The following is an 18,373-nucleotide window of genomic DNA, read 5'->3' on the forward strand; positions in this document are numbered from 1 at the left end:
GAACACCGTGACCCGAACCAATCCCGTCTCCGACAGCCATCTGCGGCCGTCCGATACGGACCTCGGCCGGCTCGTCGCCGGAGAGCATCACGACCCGCATTCCGTCCTCGGTGCCCACGAGTACGACGATCACACGGTCATCCGGGTGCTGCGTCCGCATGCCGAATCGGTGACCGCACTCATCGGCGGACAGCGTTATCCGCTGACCCACGTCGACGCCGGCCTGTTCGCGGTGGCGCTGCCCATCACCAAGCTGATCGACTACCGCCTTGAGGTGCAATACCCCGAGGCGCCTGCGCTGACCGTCGCCGACGCATACCGCTTCCTGCCGACGCTGGGCGAGATGGACCTGCACCTGTTCGCCGAGGGGCGTCATGAGCGGCTGTGGGAGGCGCTCGGGGCACACCCGCGGACCTACGAGACCCCCGACGGACCTGTCGAGGGTGTGTCGTTTGCCGTCTGGGCGCCAAATGCCAAGGGCGTGAGCCTGATCGGCGAGTTCAACCTCTGGGGCGGCAACGAGGCGCCGCTGCGCAGCCTGGGCTCCTCCGGGGTGTGGGAGGTCTTCTGGCCCGGCTTTCCCGCCGACGGTCTCTACAAGTTCCGGGTGCACGGGGCCGACGGATCGGTCGTCGACCGGGCCGACCCGATGGCCTTCGCCGCCGAGGTGCCGCCGCAGACCGCGTCCCAGGTGACGGTCAGTGAGTACGACTGGGCCGACCAGGACTGGATGTCCCAGCGGGCACTGCAGAACCCCGTGTTCGAGCCGATGAGCACCCTGGAGGTGCACCTGCCGTCCTGGCGGCCGGGCCTGAGCTATCGGGAGCTCGCGGTCGAACTCGTCGACTACGTCGTCGAACGGGGTTTCACCCATGTCGAGATGCTGCCGGTGGCCGCGCACCCCTTCGGTGGGTCCTGGGGCTACCAGGTCACTTCGTACTACGCCCCGATGCCCAAGCTCGGCACCCCGGATGACCTGCGGTATCTGATCGACACGCTGCACCAGAACGGGATCGGCGTCATCGTCGACTGGGTGCCCGCGCACTTCCCCAAGGACGCCTGGGCGCTGGGCCGATTCGACGGCACCCCGCTCTACGAGCACTCCGACCCCCGCCGCGGCGAGCAACTCGACTGGGGCACCTACGTTTTCGACTTCGGGCGCGCCGAGGTGCGCAATTTCCTGGTGGCCAACGCGCTGTACTGGCTGCAAGAGTTCCACGTCGACGGTCTGCGGGTCGACGCGGTGGCCTCGATGCTCTACCTGGACTACTCGCGTCCGGCGGACGGCTGGACCCCCAACATCTATGGCGGACGCGAGAACCTCGAGGCCGTGCAGTTCCTGCAGGAGATGAACGCCACCGTGCACAAGGTCTCCCCCGGCATCGTCACCATCGCCGAGGAGTCCACCTCGTGGCCCGGTGTCACCCGGCCGACCAATCTTGGCGGCCTGGGCTTTTCGATGAAGTGGAACATGGGCTGGATGAACGACACGCTGGAGTTCATCAAGCGTGACCCGATCCACCGCAGCTACCACCACCACGAGATCACCTTCTCGATGCTCTACGCGTTCAGCGAGAACTATGTGCTGCCGATCAGCCACGACGAGGTGGTGCACGGTAAGGGCACGCTGTGGGGTCGGATGCCCGGCAACGACCACAACAAGGCGGCCGGGCTGCGCAGCCTGCTGGCCTATCAGTGGGCGCACCCCGGTAAGCAATTGCTGTTCATGGGCCAGGAATTCGGCCAGCGGGCGGAGTGGTCCGAAGAACGCGGCGTGGACTGGTATCAGTTGTCCGAGAACAGCTTTTCCACCGGCATCTCCCAGCTGGTGACCGATATCAATGCGCTCTACCGCGACCGCCGGGCGCTGTGGTCGCGCGATACGGTGCCCGAGGGGTACTCCTGGATCGACGCCAACGACTCGGCCAACAATGTGCTGAGCTTCCTGCGCTTCGGCGACGACGGCTCAATGCTGGCCTGCGTATTCAACTTCTCCGGTAACGAGCACGGGCAGTATCGGCTGGGCCTGCCGAAGGCGGGCACCTGGCGCGAGGTGCTCAACACCGATGCCACGGTCTACAACGGTTCCGGGATCGGCAACCTGGGTGCGGTCGAGGCGACCGATGAGCCCTGGCACGGCCGGCCGGCCTCGGCGGTGATGGCGCTGCCGCCACTGTCGGCGCTGTGGTTCGAACCCGAATCCTGACCTGCCGGCCTGAGCTCCCCCGCGAGCAGACGGGTGTGCCCCCTATTTCCGGAGAAATAGGGGGCACACCCGTCTGCTCGGCACGCTAGTAGAGCGCGTTGGCCAGCTTGCGACGAGCGTCGATCACCTCGGGATCCGCTGCGTCGAAAAGGTCGAACAGCTCGATGAGCCGGGTGCGGGCGGCCGTGCGCTCATCACCGGCGGTGCGTTTGATCAGTGCGATCAGCCGGTCGAACGCCGCGGTGACATTCTGCTGCAGGATCTCGACATCGGCAGCGGCGAACACGGCCTCGACGTCACCGGGCGCGGCATCGGCCACGGCAGGCGAGTCCGGCGCGCGGGTGGTGGCGCGCTGCAGGAAGGTGATCTGGCGGACGGCTCCGGCGGCCTCCGGATCCTGCGGCTTGGCGGCGAGGATGTCCTGGTAGGCAGCCAACGCGGCGTCGAACTCGCCGGCGTCGAGGTAGGCGCGCGCCTGATCCAGCGCCGGGTCCACCTCCTCGGCCTGTTCGGGCACCCCGCTGAGCTTTCCGGCGACGGCACTGAGCAGGGAATCGATCCACTGGCGCAGTTGGTCGGCGGGCTGCGGCCCCTGGAAGCTCGAGATCGGTTGGCCGCCGGCCAATGCCACGACCGTCGGCACGGCCTGCACGCCGAACATCTGCGCCACCCGCGGGGTGGTGTCGACGTTGACCGTCGCCAGCGACCACATGCCCGCATCGGCCTGGGCCAGCGCTGCCAGGGTATCGGCGAGCTGCACGCTGGTATCGCTGCGCGGTGTCCACAGCAGCACCACCACCGGGATCTCACCGGAGCGGACCAGCACCTCGGCTTCCAGGTTGGCTTCGGTCACCTCGATCGCGCCGACCGGGGTGCCTGCGGCATCCTCGCGACCCGGCGGGGGCGCCTTGAGTGCGGACAGATCGAATGCGCCGGCGAGCGCCGGTCCGATATTGGGGCGAGGTCGTGTCACGTCCCCAATTTTGTCACGCCGCCGAATGGGGCGTGACTGCGCTATCGGTGAGCTCGGTGGGACCGCTGACGCTGCCATCGAGGCGACCCAGCTTGTCGGCCCAGATGACGAAGATCACACTACCCAGCGGCACGATCGAGCCCAGCAACGCCAGCGCCCACGTGATGACGTTCCACTTCCGGTTGATCCCGACCAGCACAGCCGCCGCGACGAACGCCACGAAGATGCCGCCATGGATGGGTCCGAAGACCTTCACGCCGACCTCGGTGGTCGTCCCGGCCAGGTACTTGAAGTACATCCCGACCAGCAGGCCCGCCCAGCTGAGCGCTTCGGCGACGGCGACGATCCGGAACAGGCCCGCTGCGCTGCGGACGTCATACTTGTTTGCCATGCCGGCCATTCTGCCCGACCGGCACGCCAGCTACTACGTAGCGTCGTTGATCATGCTGAGGGCATTCTCAGCGGTCAGGGCCTCCGCAGCACCAGGGCGTCACCCTGACCGCCTGCACCACAGAGCGCCGCCACCGCGTAGCCGGAGCCCTTGCGGGCGAGTTCGAGCGCGGCGTGCAGCGTGATCCGCGCCCCCGACGCACCGATCGGGTGACCGATCGCGATGGCCCCGCCATGAATATTCACGCGTTCACTCGCTACACCCAGTTCCTTGGTGGACGCCAGCGAGACCGCGGCGAAGGCCTCGTTGATCTCGACGACATCGAGCTGATCGACGGTGATGCCTTCCCGCGCGATGGCCTTCTTGATGGCGTTGGCGGGCTGGCTCTGCAGCGTCGAGTCCGGGCCGGCAACCACACCGTGCGCACCGATCTCCACCAGCCACTCCAGCCCGAGCTCCTCGGCCTTGGCCTTGCTCATCACGACCACCGCGGCCGCACCGTCGGAGATCTGGGAAGCGGATCCGGCGGTGATGGTGCCGTCCTTGCGGAAGGCCGGGCGCAGCCCCCCAAGGGACTCGGCGGTGGTGTTGGCCCGGATTCCCTCGTCCTCGGCGAACTCGATCGGGTCACCCTTGCGCTGCGGAATCTGCACCGGCACAACCTCGTCGGCGAAGACGCCGTCCTTCCACGCCGCGGCGGCCTTCTGGTGCGACTGGGCGGCGAGCTCATCCTGCTCGGCGCGGGTGAACTGGTCGACGTCGTTGCGCTGTTCGGTCAGCGCACCCATCGGCTGGTCGGTGAACACATCGTGCAGACCGTCGTAGGCCATGTGGTCGACCAGGGTGGTGTCGCCGTATTTGAAGCCCTCGCGGCTCTTGGGCAGCAGATGCGGAGCCTGGCTCATCGACTCCTGGCCGCCCGCGACGACGACCTCGAACTCACCGGCGCGGATCAGCTGATCGGCCAGCGCGATGGCGTCGATACCCGACAGGCACATCTTGTTGATGGTCAGGGCGGGCACATCCCAGCCGATGCCGGCCGCAACGGCGGACTGACGGGCCGGCATCTGGCCGGCACCCGCGGTCAGCACCTGGCCCATGATCACGTAGTCGACGATCCCGGCATCGATACCGGCCTTCTCCAGCGCTCCCTTGATGGCGAAGGCGCCGAGGTCACTACCCGAGAAATCCTTGAGCGACCCCATGAGCTTGCCTACCGGGGTGCGTGCTCCGGCAACGATCACCGAGGTCGTCATGTCATCCTCCAAAGGGTTCTGCAATAGAAGTATGTGGCCTATCCCACAGGCTTAAAAACCGTGGAATCAGGTTACCTTTACCCTATGACCACTGATCACGCCGATGCCCGTCCGGCGCTTGCCAGCGCACTGGTGACCGCCGTGGATCACGTCGGGATCGCCGTCCCGGATCTGGACGCCGCGGCCAAGTGGTACCACGACCACCTCGGCATGATCGTGCTGCACGAAGAGGTCAACGAGGAACAGGGCGTGCGCGAGGCCATGCTCTCGGTCCGCGGCGCCCCCAAGGGCAGCGCGCAGATCCAGTTGCTCGCCCCGCTGGACGAGAAGTCCACGATCGCCAAGTTCATCGATCGCAACGGCCCGGGACTGCAGCAGTTGGCCTACCGCACCAGCGATATCGAAGCACTCTCCGAGCGGTTGCGCGCAGAAGGCATCCGCCTGCTCTACGACGCACCGCGGCGCGGCACCGCCGACTCCAGGATCAACTTCATCCACCCCAAGGACGCCGGTGGCGTCCTCATCGAATTGGTGGAGCCCAGCACCACCGCCGATCACTAGGACCAGCGTCTGGTGGGTCCGCGGTTAGCCCGATTGGCCCAGCACGCCGTATGCCAGTGCCTGCGGTCCTCCACGTCCTCCAGCGGGATCGCCACCACATGCGCGGTACCCGGCCTGATCTCGTGATCGCAGCCCGGGCAACGGTAGGTCTTGTCGGCGCGCGAGGCCGCCACGGGACGCACCTCGTGGTCCATGCCGCCCGGGCCCACCTCCACCCGCCTGGTCACCACGGCCGGCGGCTGCCGGTCCGGGTCGCGGCGGGATCTGTTTCGGCGTGCCATCACGAGCAGCGCGCCATCAGAACAGCCGGAACTCGTCGCTATCGAGCCCGCGCATCTTGTCGTAATCCAGTATCACGCAGCGAATTCCACGATCCTCGGCAAGCGTGCGCGCCTGCGGCTTGATCTGCTGGGCGGCGAAAACGCCGCTCACCGGGGCGATCAGGGTGTCGCGGTTGAGCAACTCCAGATATCGGGTCAGCTGCTCGACACCGTCGATCTCACCCCGACGTTTGATCTCGACGGCCACCGACCGGCCGGTCTCGTCCCGGCACATCAGATCCACCGGACCGATCGCCGTCATGTACTCGCGGCGCACCAGGGTGAACCCGGCTCCCAACAGCTCGACGTGCTCGGCCAACAACGCCTGCAGGTGTGCCTCGACACCGTCCTTGACCAGACCCGGATCCACGCCGAGTTCATGGCTGGAATCGTGCTCGATCTCCTCAAGGGTGATGCGCAGCTGCTCACCGGCCTTGTTTTCCACCACCCACAGCGCGGCGCCGGTGTCATCGGACCGTTCCTCGGTCCAGCACGGCGGGCTCATCCAGTTCAGCGGCTTGTAGGCACGGTCGTCGGCATGCACGCTGACCGAACCGTCGGCCTTGAACAACAGCAGCCTGCGGGCCGACGGCAGATGGGCGGTGAGACGGCCGACGTAATCGACGGTGCACTGGGCGATGACGAGGCGCACCGAACCACCATAGATGCCCGCCGACGTCACTAGGCTTGCGCCACGATGACGGCGAAGAAGAACCGTGCCCGGAAACTCGGCCAGATGCTGGAAAAGGTCACCGAGCAGAGCGGCCGGGTACCGGACACCCCGGAATACGGCTCCTGGATCCTCGGCCGTGTCTCGGAGACCCAGCGCCGCCGGCGGGTGCGGATCCAGGCGATCCTCACCACCTTCGCTCTCGGCGCCAACCTCGTCGGCGTCGGCGTGGCCATCCTGGTCGTCACGGTGACCTTCCCGGTGCCCAGCGTGTTCGACGACAAGGTGCTGTGGATCACCTTCGCGGTCGCACCGGCCTACATCGTGCTGGCCTTCGTCGTCGGTGTCGTCTGGGCGACCAACCGGGTCATCAGGACCGTCCGGTGGGCCATCGAAGAGCGGGTGCCCACCGCCGAGGACCAGAGCAACACGTTCTTCGCCCCGTGGCGGCTGACCCGCGTGCTGCTCGCGCTGTGGGGTGGCGGCACGGTGCTGCTGACACTGCTCTACGGGCTCCAGGACTCCAACTACGTGCCCAAGGTGCTGCTCGGCATCAGCTTCCCCGGCATCGTGGTCTCGGCCAGCTGCTATCTGTTCACCGAGTTCGCCCTGCGCCCGGTGGCCGCCCAGGCCCTCGAGGTCGGCCCACCGCCGCGCCGCTTCGCCCCGGGCATCATGGGCCGCACCCTGACTGTCTGGGCGCTCGGCTCCGGGGTACCGGTGCTCGGCATCCTGCTGGCCGCGATCATCACGCTCTCCATCCAGATCGTCTCGCCGACGCAGTTCGCCGTCGCGGTGATGATCCTGGCGTTGTTCGCGCTGGTGTTCGGCTTCATCCTGATGTGGATCCTGGCGTGGCTGACGGCGACGCCGGTCCGTGTGGTGCGCTCGGCGCTCAACCGCGTCGAGCGTGGTGATCTGGAGACCAATCTGGTGGTGTTCGACGGCACCGAGCTGGGACAGTTGCAGCGCGGATTCAACTCGATGGTCGGCGGGCTGCGTGAACGCGAACGGGTGCGCGATCTTTTCGGCAGACATGTGGGGCGCGAGGTCGCGCTGCTCGCCGAGAAGGAACGACCCGAGCTCGGCGGCGAGGAACGCCATGCCGCAGTCATTTTCATCGACATCATCGGTTCGACACGGCTGGTTGCCAGCCGTCCCGCCGTCGAGGTCGTCGAGGTGCTCAACAGGTTCTTCGCGGTCGTGGTCGACGAGGTCGACAACCATCACGGGCTGGTGAACAAGTTCGAGGGCGATGCCGTGCTGGCGGTGTTCGGGGCGCCGGTGTCACTGGACAACGCCGAAGACGAAGCGCTCGCGGCCGCCCGCGCGATGGCCGACCGGCTGCGCTCGGAGGTACCCGAGGTGGATGCCGGTATCGGTGTGGCCGCCGGTCAGGTGGTGGCAGGCAACGTCGGCGCCAAGCAGAGATTCGAGTACACCGTGATCGGCGGTCCCGTCAACGAGGCCGCCCGACTGTGCGAGTACTCCAAGTCGGTGCCCGGACATCTGGTTGCCAGCTCGGCCACCGTCGAAGGCGCCTCCGAATCAGAGCGTGCGCACTGGGCATTGGGCGAGCAGATCACCCTGCGCGGCATGGAGGAGCCGACCCGGCTGGCCACGCCGCACCAACATTGCGACTAGCGGGACCGCAGTCCCGCGGTGGCGGCCTCGACGGCGTCCTCGACGGTCCGGAAACGGATCGCCTCGTACCCCACGCGGAGCGCCGCGTCGTCGGGGGCCACGATGCCATCGGGATCGACGAGGTAGCTCAGCTTTCCCTGCGCCCGAAGCTCGGCACCCATCCCCGCGAAGATCCGACGGGCGGCGGAGTCGATATCGTCGATGCGCGAAACGTCCAGGATGGCGACCTCGAGATCGCTGCACGCCCGCTCGATGGTCCGCACCACCTGTTCGGCCCCCGGGAACAACAGGTCACCATGGGTCTCGAAAACCCGCACGCCCGGACACGGTTCATAGCTGGCCCGCATGGTGGCCCGCGAGTCACGCGACACCGTCAGGAAGTGCAGGCCCAGCTCCTCGGAAAGCCTGCGGCACAACATCATCGAGCGGACGCTGTTGCCCTTGGGGTCCAACAGTGGTGAATACGTCCCGATGCCGAGTTGGCCGGGCAGCACCGCGAGCACTCCACCGCCCACGCCGCTCTTCGCGGGTAGGCCCACCTCCGAGACCCAGTCCCCCGCCCCGTCATACATGCCACAGGTCACCATCACCGACAGCGTGCGCCGGACCACCGTGGCGTCGGTGACCCGCCGCCCGGTCAGCGGGTTCACCCCGCTGCGGGCCAATGTGGCCGCCATCCGGGCCAGGTCGACCGCGGTGACCTTCAACGAACACTGCCGGTAGTAGACATCCAGCACCTGGTCGGGATCATCGTCGAGCACACCGAAACTGGCCAGCATGTAGGCGATCGCCCGGTTTCGATTTCCGGTGGCCTTCTCCGAGGCGTAGACGTCATGGTCGAGTTCGAGGCGACGCCCGGCGAAGGCAGAATAGTAGTCCTGGATCAGGGCGAAACGCTCGTCGGCCGAATCGGCAGGCACCAGCGACACCGCGGCGATGGCGCCGGCGTTGATCATCGGGTTCTTCGGCCGCTTGGTGTCCGAGTCGACGCTGATCTGGTTGAACGCCTCACCCGAGGGTTCCACGCCGATCCTCGCGTCGACGGCCGCCGCTCCCGATCGGTCCAGCGCCAACGCGTAGGTGAAGGGTTTCGATATCGACTGGATGGTGAATTCACTTGCCGCATCGCCAGATTGGTAGACATAGCCGTCAGCAGATGACAGTGCGAGACCGAAACCGGCCGGGTCCACCTGGGCGAGCTCGGGAATGTAGTCGGCCAGTTCGCCATCGTCGACGGCCTGGTACTCGAGGCGGACGCGGTCGAGATAGTTCTGCACCAGGTGGGACACACCTGGATTCTAGGGGGGCGCGTCAGGGCTGCGGGTAGGGCGCGAAACGCAGGTCATAGGCCGCTTTGCGGCCGGCCAGCTGGGCCGCGCGTTCACCGGCGGCGAGCCACCTTGTGCCGGGCGGCATTTCGGCGGGCAGATCCTCCAAACGCACCAATCGCGCGTCCACCGAAGGCAGGATCGCAGCGTCGGGGTCCAGGTCCTGGAAGCGGATGGAGATCGTTCCCTGGTTCAGCCCACCGGTGGACACCCAGTTAGCCACGCCGGGATCGGTCGGCGACAGCACCAGCGTATAGGTCGTCCCGTCCGCGTCGTCGGCGACGGCCAGTGCGTTGTTCAGGCTGGTCTGCACATTCCAGTAATCTTCGGTGACCGTCCAGTCGTCGGTGACCGGGACGACGAAATACCCTGCACCACCGGGGCGCACGGTGATCACCAGGGCCTGGTCATCGGCAAGTTGGAAGTATCCCGCGCTCTGCAGTTGGGTCGCGAGGAACTCGGCGTTGCGGGCCGGATCCTTCAGGACATTGGGATCGATGCGCTCACCGGTTCCCGGGTCGGTGGTGGCGACCCTCATGTAGGTCTCTTCCCGCTGCACCCCCAGCAACATGATCACCGCAGCCACGGTCCCGCGCAGCAGGGTGGGCACGTACGGGAGGGGCGGTATCAGCGACACCAGCGTCGTCAGCGCGGGGTTTCGCACCACCGCGGGTCCGATGCCCGGGATGGCGAATCCTCCGAGTTGGCTGAACAGACTGTTCGGCGGACCGCCGACCCGGGTGATCTCCAGACTCATCGGAGCCTGACGCGCCCAGTCCGACAGAGTGTTCCGGGTGGCGATGAGGGTGGTGTCGGCGGTCAACTGCAGATGGTTGGTGCGTCCGCCTGCCGGCGTCGCATCGGCGGTGATGGTGAAGCTGCCGTCGGGTTCGATCACCAACTGGTCCTTGGTCAAAACCGCAGCGGTGTTGCCGGTCAGGCCGGTGAGCACGCTGAAGCTCGTGTCGGCAGGCAGGTTGTCCACGTCGGCGAACGTTCCTCGGATGACATAGGACGAGGCCCCGTTGACGCCCATGAAGCGGTAGATCGTGTCCGGATTGTCGTACAGGATGCGCGATGCGCCGACGCTCTGGCCGTACCAAGTGTGCGGCGGCGCGACCTGCATGACCACCGTCGGTTCGGCGGAATTGAGGAGTTGCTGCTGGAAGGCCGCACCCATGGCGTACGCGTCGACCGCGGCGTCCAGGCGGCGGAGGTTCTCCGGGTCGGGTCCACCGACACGGTCGAACTGGCGCTGCGCCGCGAAGTAGAAACCTGCCTTCAGGAACAGTCTGGCCAGCTGCACCGGAAGCGATCCGGAGATGCGCTGGGCCAGCTGTTCGGCAGCCAGTTGCTGCGGCGTGCCCAGGGGGCTGGCCGCAGCGACCGCCACCGTCTGTGGGGTCGGGCGATCGGTCATCTGCGGGGATGCCGCCGACGGTCCCGACGATGCCGATCCGACCTCGCGCCGGGCCGCACCGAGGGCCGTCAGGGCGGCCACATCGGCCGGCGACGGTCCTGGATCGGGCTCGTCGGAGCCAGCATCACGGTCGTCACGGTCGTCGCGGTCGTCACGGTCGTCGCGGTCGTCATGGTCGTCGCGGTCGTCATGGTCGTCATCGTCATCGGCGGGCTCGCGAAGATCGGCCGTGCGCACCGTGAGTGTGCGCGGCAGGCGTCCCGAGGATGTCCTGGCGGGCGCGGCATCGTCACCACCACCTGTACCGGCAGCCGGTGCCGAATCGGTGTCGGCCGCGGCGCTTTCCAGCTCGGTATCACGTGGACTCGAGTCCCCGAGATCCGCGTTGCCGGACGCGGCCGATTCACGTTCCGGCCGAGACTCGGTCTGGGTGCCACCACCCCCGGATTCGGTCGTGTCCGCCGCGGCAGTCCCCGCCGTGCCGGCGATAGCCACCCCGACGCCGAGGGCCACCGCGAGGGCGCCTACCCGCCCGATCAGTACCGCGTTACCAGGCATCGCCGCACCTCCGTGGCCTCAGACCTCGGTTATAGCAGCGGGCGGGCGGTCGGCGGGTCCAAAACCCTCAGCACGATCCGGATGGGCCAGAATGTGTCCATGCGCGTGGTCACGGCGGCTCTGTTGGCGACGGCACTCGTCGCGTCGGCCTCGGGTTGCGCCCGCGGGCTTCCGGAGGTGGGCGAGGTCGAACCCGCCCCCATGCACGCGCCGCCGACGGTGCTCTTGCCGCCCTCCTCGGCGACGTTCTCCCCGCCGCTGCCCCAAGAACCCGACGATCTGCGATCAGACCGCTGATTCGACCGCGAGTTCGCGACGGTTGCGCAACCGCTTCCAGATGAACCAGCCGACCGCCGCGCAGGCGGCACCGAGCACGATGTACTGCAGGGTGGCGGCGTAGGGGTCGATCAGATGCCAGTTGGCACCCAGCAGATAGCCCGCCAGCACGAACACCGAGTTCCAGATGAAGCTTCCCAATGCCGTCAGCATCGTGAAGACGGCGAAATTCATCCGCTCGATCCCCGCGGGGATCGAGATGAAGCTGCGGAACAACGGCAGCATGCGACCGAAGAACACCGCCTTGTGCCCGTGCTGTGCGAACCAGTCCCGGGTCTTGTCCACGTCCTGTGCGTCCATCAGCGGCATCCGGGCGACGATGCGACGGATCCGGTCATGCCCCAGCCAGGCTCCGAGTCCGTAGAGCATCCACGCTCCCAACACCGAGCCAAGGGTGGTCCAGAAGATCGCCCCCACCAGGGACAGTTCACCGAGGCGGGCGGCGAATCCTGCCATCGGCAGGATGACCTCACTGGGAATCGGGGGGAACAGGTTCTCGACGAAGATCGCCAGGCCGGCGCCGGGACCGCCGAGTGCCTCCATCATGTCCACGGACCATCCGGCCACGCCGTCGAGTTCAATGGCCTCTTCGGAGGAGGTCATGGGTGTGCTGCTCCTTGGTCTGATGCGATGGTGGCCGGTGGACTTCCGAACCGGTCCCGGCCGGCGGGCGGCGGCGACCGCGGCAACTGGGACCAGTCCAGTGTGCCGACGCGGCGCTGAGGAGGCGCTCAGGAACGGGTCCGACACCAGGACTGCGATGTCGCTTTTCCGCCAGTGATGTCGGCGCCCGGGTGTAAGGCTGAAGGAGTGCACGAGGATTTCGAGAGCTGCTATCGGGCAGTGCAGTCCAAGGACGCCCGGTTCGACGGCTGGTTCGTGACCGCGGTGCGCTCGACCGGCATCTACTGCCGTCCCAGTTGTCCCGCGCGCGCCCCGTTGGCCCGCAATCTGCAGTTCCACCCGACCGCGGCGGCTGCGCAGCGAGCCGGCTTCCGGGCCTGCAAGCGATGCCGTCCGGACGCCTCCCCGGGTTCGCCGGAATGGAATGTCCGCGGCGATGTGGTGGCCCGCGCGATGCGCCTGATCGCCGACGGCACCGTCGACCGTGCCGGGGTGACCGGGCTCGCCGAGCGGCTCGGTTATACGACCCGGCAGCTGGAGAGAATGCTGCTCGCCGAGGTGGGCGCCAGCCCGCTGGCACTGGCACGAGCGCAGCGAACCCAGACCGCCCGCGTCCTGATCGAGACCACCGAGCTGCCGTTCAGCGATGTCGCCTTCGCCGCAGGGTTCAGCAGCATCCGGCAGTTCAACGACACGATCCGCGAGATCTGTGCACTGCCGCCCACCGCGCTACGCCGGCGAGCTCATGTGCGCGACACGGGCGACCGTGCCGGGAGTCAGACATTGTCGCTGCGGCTGCCGGTACGCGGACCATTCGCCTACGAGGGCCTCTTCGGCCACCTGGCCGCCAGCGGGGTCGCCGGTGTCGAGGAGGTGCGCGACGGTGCCTATCGCCGCACCCTGCGGCTGCCCTCCGGCGCAGGCATCGTGGAGTTGACCCCGCACCCCGACCATGTGCAGTGCCGGCTCGTCGTCGATGATTTCCGCGATCTGTCCGCGGCGATCGCACGGTGTCGCCGCATGCTCGACCTGGACGCCGATCCGGCCGCCGTCGTGGACGCGCTGAGCGCAGACCCGTCGCTGGCCGCAGTGGTGGCCAAGGCACCGGGGCAACGGATCCCGCGCACACCCGACGAAGAGGAGTTGGCCGTCCGCGTGGTGCTCGGCCAGCAGGTATCGGTGAAGGCTGCCCGCACGCACGCCGCACGTCTGGTCCACGCACACGGGACGCCGGTGACCGATCCGACGGGTGGTCTCACCCACGTCTTCCCCACCACCGCCCAGCTGACGGAGATCGACTCCGAGTCTCTGGCGATGCCCATGTCCCGGCGCCGCACCCTGACGACGCTGATCGCGGCGATGGCCGACGGCTCGGTCGTCCTCGACAGCGGTGCCGACTGGAACCGCGCCCGAGCGCAGCTGGCCGCGCTGCCCGGTATCGGCCCATGGACCACTGAGCTGATCGCCATGCGCGGACTCGGTGACCCCGACGCCTTCCCGGTGACGGATCTGGGTGTCAAACTCGCGGCCAGAGCACTGGGGCTGCCCGAGAAGCCGGATGCTCTGACACACTTCAGTTCCCGATGGCGCCCGTGGCGGGCCTACGCGACCCAACATCTGTGGACGACGCTGGACCATGCGGTGAATGTGTGGCCACCTCAGCAGCAGGAGAAGCGATGACAGCGATCCGCGCACGAGTGATCGAGAGCCCGGTCGGACCACTCACCCTGGCCGGTGTCGACGGGCGGCTCCGACACCTGCGGATGCAGGACCAGACCTATGAACCATCAAGGGAAGGGTGGGAGGTCGATGACGACGCGTTCGGAGATGCCGCCGCGCAGCTGGGTGCCTATTTCGCCGGCACGTTGACCGAATTCGACCTCGATCTCGACCTCGTGGGCACCGCTTTTCAGCAACGCGTGTGGAACGCCTTGCTGACCATCCCCTACGGCCAGACCAGAACATACGCCGAAATAGCGCGGCAGGTTGGTTCACCGACCGCATTTCGGGCCGTCGGATTGGCGAATGGGCACAATCCCATCGGGATCATCGTGCCGTGTCATCGCGTCATCGGTACGAATGGAAGTCTCACCGGTTACGGCGGCGGATTAGACCGGAAAAGGTCATTACTAGATATGGAAAGGCGCCGAACCGAATTGTCATTGTTCGACTGAATGGCATTTGAATTCGGAACGTATCCGATGGTCATAGATGCACAAATGCCTCGGCCCTCCAATTGTTGGTTGGAGGGCCGAGGACCAATTTGTGTTCGGCGGTGTCCTACTTTTCCACCCTGTTGGGTAGTATCATTGGCGCTGGTAGGCTTAGCTTCCGGGTTCGGGATGGGACCGGGCGTTTCCCTGCCGCTATGGCCGCCGTAACTTTATTCACCCTTTTCTGGGCGTCCCACTGTGTGTCGTGGGAAATCTTTGTGTTTTGGTGGTGGGGTGTGGAAACCATTGCTGGTTTCTACGTATCCGATGTGGATGTGTGTGGTTGCGGGCGTCACGTTTGAGGTGCGTCATCTTTTCTTACACATGGTGTGTTTGCTACCCACCCGGGGGTGGGTGTGTGTAAGTTTTCGGCCGGTTAGTGCCAGTTCCCTGCGACTATTACTAGTCTTCTAGGTCTGGTCTATCGATCCCGTGGTCTGCGGGGGGCCTTATCCCTCTAAAAGGGTGAGAAGCCTGGTCTTGGAAGAGGTTTCCCGCTTAGATGCTTTCAGCGGTTATCCTGTCCGAACGTAGCTATCCAGCAGTGCCCCTGGTGGGACAACTGGTAGACCAGAGGTTCGTCCGTCCCGGTCCTCTCGTACTAGGGACAGGTTTCCTCAAGCTTCTGACGCGCGCGGCGGATAGAGACCGAACTGTCTCACGACGTTCTAAACCCAGCTCGCGTGCCGCTTTAATGGGCGAACAGCCCAACCCTTGGGACCTGCTCCAGCCCCAGGATGCGACGAGCCGACATCGAGGTGCCAAACCATCCCGTCGATATGGACTCTTGGGGAAGATCAGCCTGTTATCCCCGGGGTACCTTTTATCCGTTGAGCGACACCCCTTCCACTCAGAGGTGCCGGATCACTAGTCCCGACTTTCGTCCCTGCTCGACATGTACGTCTCGCAGTCAAGCTCCCTTGTGCACTTACACTCAACACCTGATTGCCGTCCAGGTTGAGGGAACCTTTGGGCGCCTCCGTTACATTTTAGGAGGCAACCGCCCCAGTTAAACTACCCACCAGGCACTGTCCCTGAACCGGATATACGGTTCGAAGTTAGAGGCCCAATACGATCAGAGTGGTATTTCAACAACGACTCCACACACACTGGCGTGCATGCTTCACAGTCTCCCACCTATCCTACACAAACCGTATCGAGCACCAATACCAAGTTGTAGTGAAGGTCCCGGGGTCTTTTCGTCCTGCCGCGCGTAACGAGCATCTTTACTCGTAGTGCAATTTCGCCGAGTCTATGGTTGAGACAGTTGAGAAGTCGTTACGCCATTCGTGCAGGTCGGAACTTACCCGACAAGGAATTTCGCTACCTTAGGATGGTTATAGTTACCACCGCCGTTTACTGGGGCTTAAATTCTCCGCTTCACCCCGAAGGATTAACGGGTCCTCTTAACCTTCCAGCACCGGGCAGGCGTCAGTCCGTATACATCGTCTTGCGACTTCGCACGGACCTGTGTTTTTAGTAAACAGTCGCTTCTCACTGGTTTGTGCCACCCCCTCCCGCTACCCACCGCAAAGGTGTTGACGGTATGGAGGTCCCCCTTCTCCCGAAGTTACGGGGGCATTTTGCCGAGTTCCTTAACCATAGTTAACTCGTACGCCTTAGTATTCTCTACCTGACCACCTGTGTTGGTTTGGGGTACGGGCCGTGTGTGAGCTCGCTAGAGGCTTTTCTCGGCAGCATAGGATCACCGAATTCGCCTCACTCGGCTATGCATCACCTCTCAGACATATGAGCGACGGATTTGCCTATCACTCGTCCTACAGGTTTGCCCCAGTATTACCACTGACTGGTACGGCTACCTTCCTGCGTCACCCCATCGCTTGACTACTACCAGAGAAGGTCCCACGCAGCCGGCGACTTTCCGCTCCCGAAGGATTGGATAGGCCACCATTTGGGCGGTTAGTACCTCTGATTCATCATGGGCGCGCACACACGGGTACGGGAATATCAACCCGTTGTCCATCGACTACGCCTGTCGGCCTCGCCTTAGGTCCCGACTCACCCTGGGCGGACTGGCCTGCCCCAGGAACCCTTGGTCTTTCGGCGGGCAAGGTTCTCACTTGCCTTATCGCTACTCATGCCTGCATTCTCACTCCCACACCCTCCACAGCTCCATTACCAGGCTGCTTCACTGGGTGCAGGACGCTCCCCTACCCATCAAAAACAAGTTTTGATGCCGCGGCTTCGGCGGTGTGCTTGAGCCCCGCTACATTATCGGCGCACAATCACTTGACCAGTGAGCTATTACGCACTCTTTCAAGGGTGGCTGCTTCTAAGCCAACCTCCTGGTTGTCTTCGCGACTGCACATCCTTTTCCACTTAGCACACGCTTAGGGGCCTTAGCCGGCGATCTGGGCTGTTTCCCTCTCGACGCACGGAGCTTATCCCCCGCCGTCTCACTGCCACGCTTTCACTTACCGGCATTCGGAGTTTGGCTGACGTCAGTAACCTTGTGAGGCCCATCGGCCATCCAGTAGCTCTACCTCCGGTAAGAAACACGCAACGCTGCACCTAAATGCATTTCGGGGAGAACCAGCTATCACGGAGTTTGATTGGCCTTTCACCCCTACCCACAACTCATCCCCTCAGTCTTCAACCTAAGTGGGTTCGGTCCTCCACAACATCTTACTGCTGCTTCAACCTGGCCATGGGTAGATCACTCCGCTTCGGGTCCAGAACACACCACTACACCAACCCCTCTGGATTGGATACGCCCTATTCAGACTCGCTTTCGCTGCGGCTACCCCACACGGGTTAACCTCGCGACATGTCCCTGACTCGCAGGCTCATTCTTCAAAAGGCACGCCATCACCCCACCACGAAGGAGGGCTCTGACGGATTGTAGGCACACGGTTTCAGGTACTATTTCACTCCCCTCCCGGGGTACTTTTCACCATTCCCTCACGGTACTAATCCGCTATCGGTCATTAGGAAGTATTCAGGCTTACCGGGTGGTCCCGGCAGATTCACAGCAGATTTCACGGGCCCGCTGCTACTCGGGGAACAGTCTCACAACAGAGTGCATGTTTTCGCCTACGGGACTCTCACCCTCTACGACAGACCATCCCAGGCCCTTCGACTAACACACACTTTTCTCACTGTCGCCCAGCACGGCGGTGCTGAGAAGAAACGCCCCACAACCCCGCACACACAACCCCCGCCGGGTATCACATGCATACGGTTTAGCCATCCTCCGCTTTCGCTCGCCACTACTCACGGAATCACTGTTGTTTTCTCTTCCTACGGGTACTGAGATGTTTCACTTCCCCGCGTTCCCCCCCAACGCCTATATATTCAGCGTTGGGTAACACGACATCACTCGTGCTGGGTTTCCCCATTCGGACATCCTCGGATCCACGCTCGGTTGGCAGCTCCCCGAGGCATATCGCAGCCTCCCACGTCCTTCATCGGCTCCTAATGCCAAGGCATCCACCATGCGCCCTTAAACACTTACAACACAAAAAACCAGATCAAAAAAAGAAATTGCACATCAAACACACACAACAACACCCCAACCAACAACACCAGCCAAAAGCCAGCGCCCCAGTCAGGGTCTCCTTGCGTGCTAGATGCTCGCAACCACTATCCACAAATCAAACACCACACCCCACCACCAAAGCAGGGCAACAACAAACACCGTCCGAACACCAGAACAACGCCTGGTCCCTCGCGGCCGACCCACACACTCCAACGAGCATGCGATCGCAGGGCCTGTTGTCTCAAAGCCCAATAGTGTGTCCGGCAGTTTCATAAAAGTTTGTTGTCGCACCAGACCCCCACCCACTACAGGCGAAGGCCATCCAACGAATCGACCAAAGGTCACCGAACTCCCACACGATGTGGGCGGGCCTG

General features: G+C 64.7%; 14 protein-coding genes, 2 rRNA genes and 1 pseudogene. 7 read left to right on the plus strand and 10 right to left on the minus strand.

What is annotated here, in order from left to right:
- Window positions 1–7 precede the first annotated feature (7 nt).
- Window positions 8–307, plus strand: a pseudogene (locus FBY28_RS26475) (GlgB N-terminal domain-containing protein); the annotation flags it as partial.
- A 36-nt stretch (window positions 308–343) separates the two neighbouring features.
- Window positions 344–2,206 (plus strand): 1,4-alpha-glucan branching protein GlgB, encoded by a 1,863-nt coding sequence (glgB, locus tag FBY28_RS06120; RefSeq protein WP_524912041.1) that lies wholly within the window; start codon window positions 344–346, stop codon window positions 2,204–2,206.
- Window positions 2,207–2,291: 85 nt separating this feature from the next.
- On the opposite strand, the gene FBY28_RS06125 is transcribed toward glgB, so the two are convergent.
- The 3 genes from FBY28_RS06125 to FBY28_RS06135 form a co-directional block, all read right to left on the minus strand.
- Window positions 2,292–3,179 (minus strand): tetratricopeptide repeat protein, encoded by an 888-nt coding sequence (locus FBY28_RS06125; protein ID WP_141865146.1) that lies wholly within the window; start codon window positions 3,177–3,179, stop codon window positions 2,292–2,294.
- Between the two features lie 13 nt (window positions 3,180–3,192).
- Window positions 3,193–3,570: a DUF3817 domain-containing protein gene (locus FBY28_RS06130; protein WP_216847529.1), complete on the minus strand. Its 378-nt coding sequence runs from the start codon at window positions 3,568–3,570 to the stop codon at window positions 3,193–3,195.
- 74 nt (window positions 3,571–3,644) lie between these two features.
- The gene (locus tag FBY28_RS06135; RefSeq protein ID WP_141865150.1) at window positions 3,645–4,826 is read right to left on the minus strand and encodes an acetyl-CoA C-acetyltransferase; all 1,182 of its coding nucleotides are present in this window, start codon (window positions 4,824–4,826) and stop codon (window positions 3,645–3,647) included.
- Between the two features lie 84 nt (window positions 4,827–4,910).
- Between FBY28_RS06135 and mce the strand changes: the two genes are divergently transcribed.
- Window positions 4,911–5,387 (plus strand): methylmalonyl-CoA epimerase, encoded by a 477-nt coding sequence (gene mce, locus FBY28_RS06140; RefSeq protein WP_141865152.1) that lies wholly within the window; start codon window positions 4,911–4,913, stop codon window positions 5,385–5,387.
- Here mce and FBY28_RS06145 read toward each other — a convergent pair.
- Both FBY28_RS06145 and nucS read right to left on the minus strand, forming a co-directional pair.
- A complete protein-coding gene (locus tag FBY28_RS06145) occupies window positions 5,384–5,668 on the minus strand; it encodes an Rv1322 family protein (RefSeq protein ID WP_141865154.1) in 285 nt (94 codons plus the stop codon). The two genes, mce and FBY28_RS06145, sit on opposite strands and share 4 nt — an antisense overlap.
- A gap of 16 nt (window positions 5,669–5,684) precedes the next feature.
- Complete coding sequence (gene nucS, locus FBY28_RS06150; protein WP_023986092.1) at window positions 5,685–6,359, minus strand: endonuclease NucS; 675 nt, start codon at window positions 6,357–6,359, stop codon at window positions 5,685–5,687.
- Between the two features lie 45 nt (window positions 6,360–6,404).
- Here nucS and FBY28_RS06155 point away from each other — a divergent pair, with 45 nt between their 5' ends.
- Window positions 6,405–8,021, plus strand: coding sequence for an adenylate/guanylate cyclase domain-containing protein (locus FBY28_RS06155; RefSeq protein WP_141865156.1), 1,617 nt, complete (start codon window positions 6,405–6,407; stop codon window positions 8,019–8,021).
- On the opposite strand, the gene glsA is transcribed toward FBY28_RS06155, so the two are convergent.
- Both glsA and FBY28_RS06165 read right to left on the minus strand, forming a co-directional pair.
- On the minus strand, window positions 8,018–9,310 hold the full coding sequence (gene glsA, locus FBY28_RS06160) for a glutaminase A (RefSeq protein WP_141865158.1): 1,293 nt from the start codon (window positions 9,308–9,310) through the stop codon (window positions 8,018–8,020). The genes FBY28_RS06155 and glsA overlap by 4 nt on opposite strands.
- Window positions 9,311–9,332: 22 nt before the next feature.
- A complete protein-coding gene (locus FBY28_RS06165) occupies window positions 9,333–11,327 on the minus strand; it encodes a hypothetical protein (RefSeq protein WP_141865160.1) in 1,995 nt (664 codons plus the stop codon).
- Between the two features lie 99 nt (window positions 11,328–11,426).
- Between FBY28_RS06165 and FBY28_RS06170 the strand changes: the two genes are divergently transcribed.
- Window positions 11,427–11,624, plus strand: coding sequence for a hypothetical protein (locus FBY28_RS06170; protein ID WP_141865162.1), 198 nt, complete (start codon window positions 11,427–11,429; stop codon window positions 11,622–11,624).
- On the opposite strand, the gene FBY28_RS06175 is transcribed toward FBY28_RS06170, so the two are convergent.
- Window positions 11,613–12,266: a DedA family protein gene (locus tag FBY28_RS06175; RefSeq protein WP_141865164.1), complete on the minus strand. Its 654-nt coding sequence runs from the start codon at window positions 12,264–12,266 to the stop codon at window positions 11,613–11,615. The two genes, FBY28_RS06170 and FBY28_RS06175, sit on opposite strands and share 12 nt — an antisense overlap.
- Window positions 12,267–12,473: 207 nt before the next feature.
- Here FBY28_RS06175 and FBY28_RS06180 point away from each other — a divergent pair, with 207 nt between their 5' ends.
- Both FBY28_RS06180 and FBY28_RS06185 read left to right on the plus strand, forming a co-directional pair.
- The gene (locus FBY28_RS06180; RefSeq protein ID WP_141865166.1) at window positions 12,474–13,967 is read left to right on the plus strand and encodes a DNA-3-methyladenine glycosylase 2 family protein; all 1,494 of its coding nucleotides are present in this window, start codon (window positions 12,474–12,476) and stop codon (window positions 13,965–13,967) included.
- Entirely contained in the window at window positions 13,937–14,461 is a 525-nt protein-coding gene (locus FBY28_RS06185; protein ID WP_286177794.1) for a methylated-DNA--[protein]-cysteine S-methyltransferase, read from the plus strand. Before FBY28_RS06180 ends, FBY28_RS06185 begins: the two co-directional genes overlap by 31 nt.
- 93 nt (window positions 14,462–14,554) lie before the next feature.
- Here the strand turns inward: FBY28_RS06185 and rrf are convergent.
- Window positions 14,555–14,667: ribosomal RNA gene (rrf, locus tag FBY28_RS06190) — 5S ribosomal RNA — on the minus strand.
- A 189-nt stretch (window positions 14,668–14,856) separates the two neighbouring features.
- Window positions 14,857–17,977 (minus strand): 23S ribosomal RNA (locus tag FBY28_RS06195).
- Window positions 17,978–18,373: the final 396 nt, after the last annotated feature.

Origin of the sequence: Arthrobacter sp. SLBN-53 (assembly GCF_006715585.1) — a bacterium.
GTDB lineage: Bacteria > Actinomycetota > Actinomycetes > Mycobacteriales > Mycobacteriaceae > Mycobacterium > Mycobacterium neoaurum_A.

Coding starts and splice junctions, on each gene's coding strand:
- glgB (WP_524912041.1), top strand. CDS start 344: ATGGACCTGCACCTGTTCGCCGAGGGGCGTCATGAGCGGCTGTGGGAG.
- FBY28_RS06130 (WP_216847529.1), bottom strand. CDS start 3,570: ATGGCAAACAAGTATGACGTCCGCAGCGCAGCGGGCCTGTTCCGGATC.
- FBY28_RS06135 (WP_141865150.1), bottom strand. CDS start 4,826: ATGACGACCTCGGTGATCGTTGCCGGAGCACGCACCCCGGTAGGCAAG.
- mce (WP_141865152.1), top strand. CDS start 4,911: ATGACCACTGATCACGCCGATGCCCGTCCGGCGCTTGCCAGCGCACTG.
- FBY28_RS06145 (WP_141865154.1), bottom strand. CDS start 5,668: ATGGCACGCCGAAACAGATCCCGCCGCGACCCGGACCGGCAGCCGCCG.
- FBY28_RS06155 (WP_141865156.1), top strand. CDS start 6,405: ATGACGGCGAAGAAGAACCGTGCCCGGAAACTCGGCCAGATGCTGGAA.
- FBY28_RS06165 (WP_141865160.1), bottom strand. CDS start 11,327: ATGCCTGGTAACGCGGTACTGATCGGGCGGGTAGGCGCCCTCGCGGTG.
- FBY28_RS06170 (WP_141865162.1), top strand. CDS start 11,427: ATGCGCGTGGTCACGGCGGCTCTGTTGGCGACGGCACTCGTCGCGTCG.
- FBY28_RS06175 (WP_141865164.1), bottom strand. CDS start 12,266: ATGACCTCCTCCGAAGAGGCCATTGAACTCGACGGCGTGGCCGGATGG.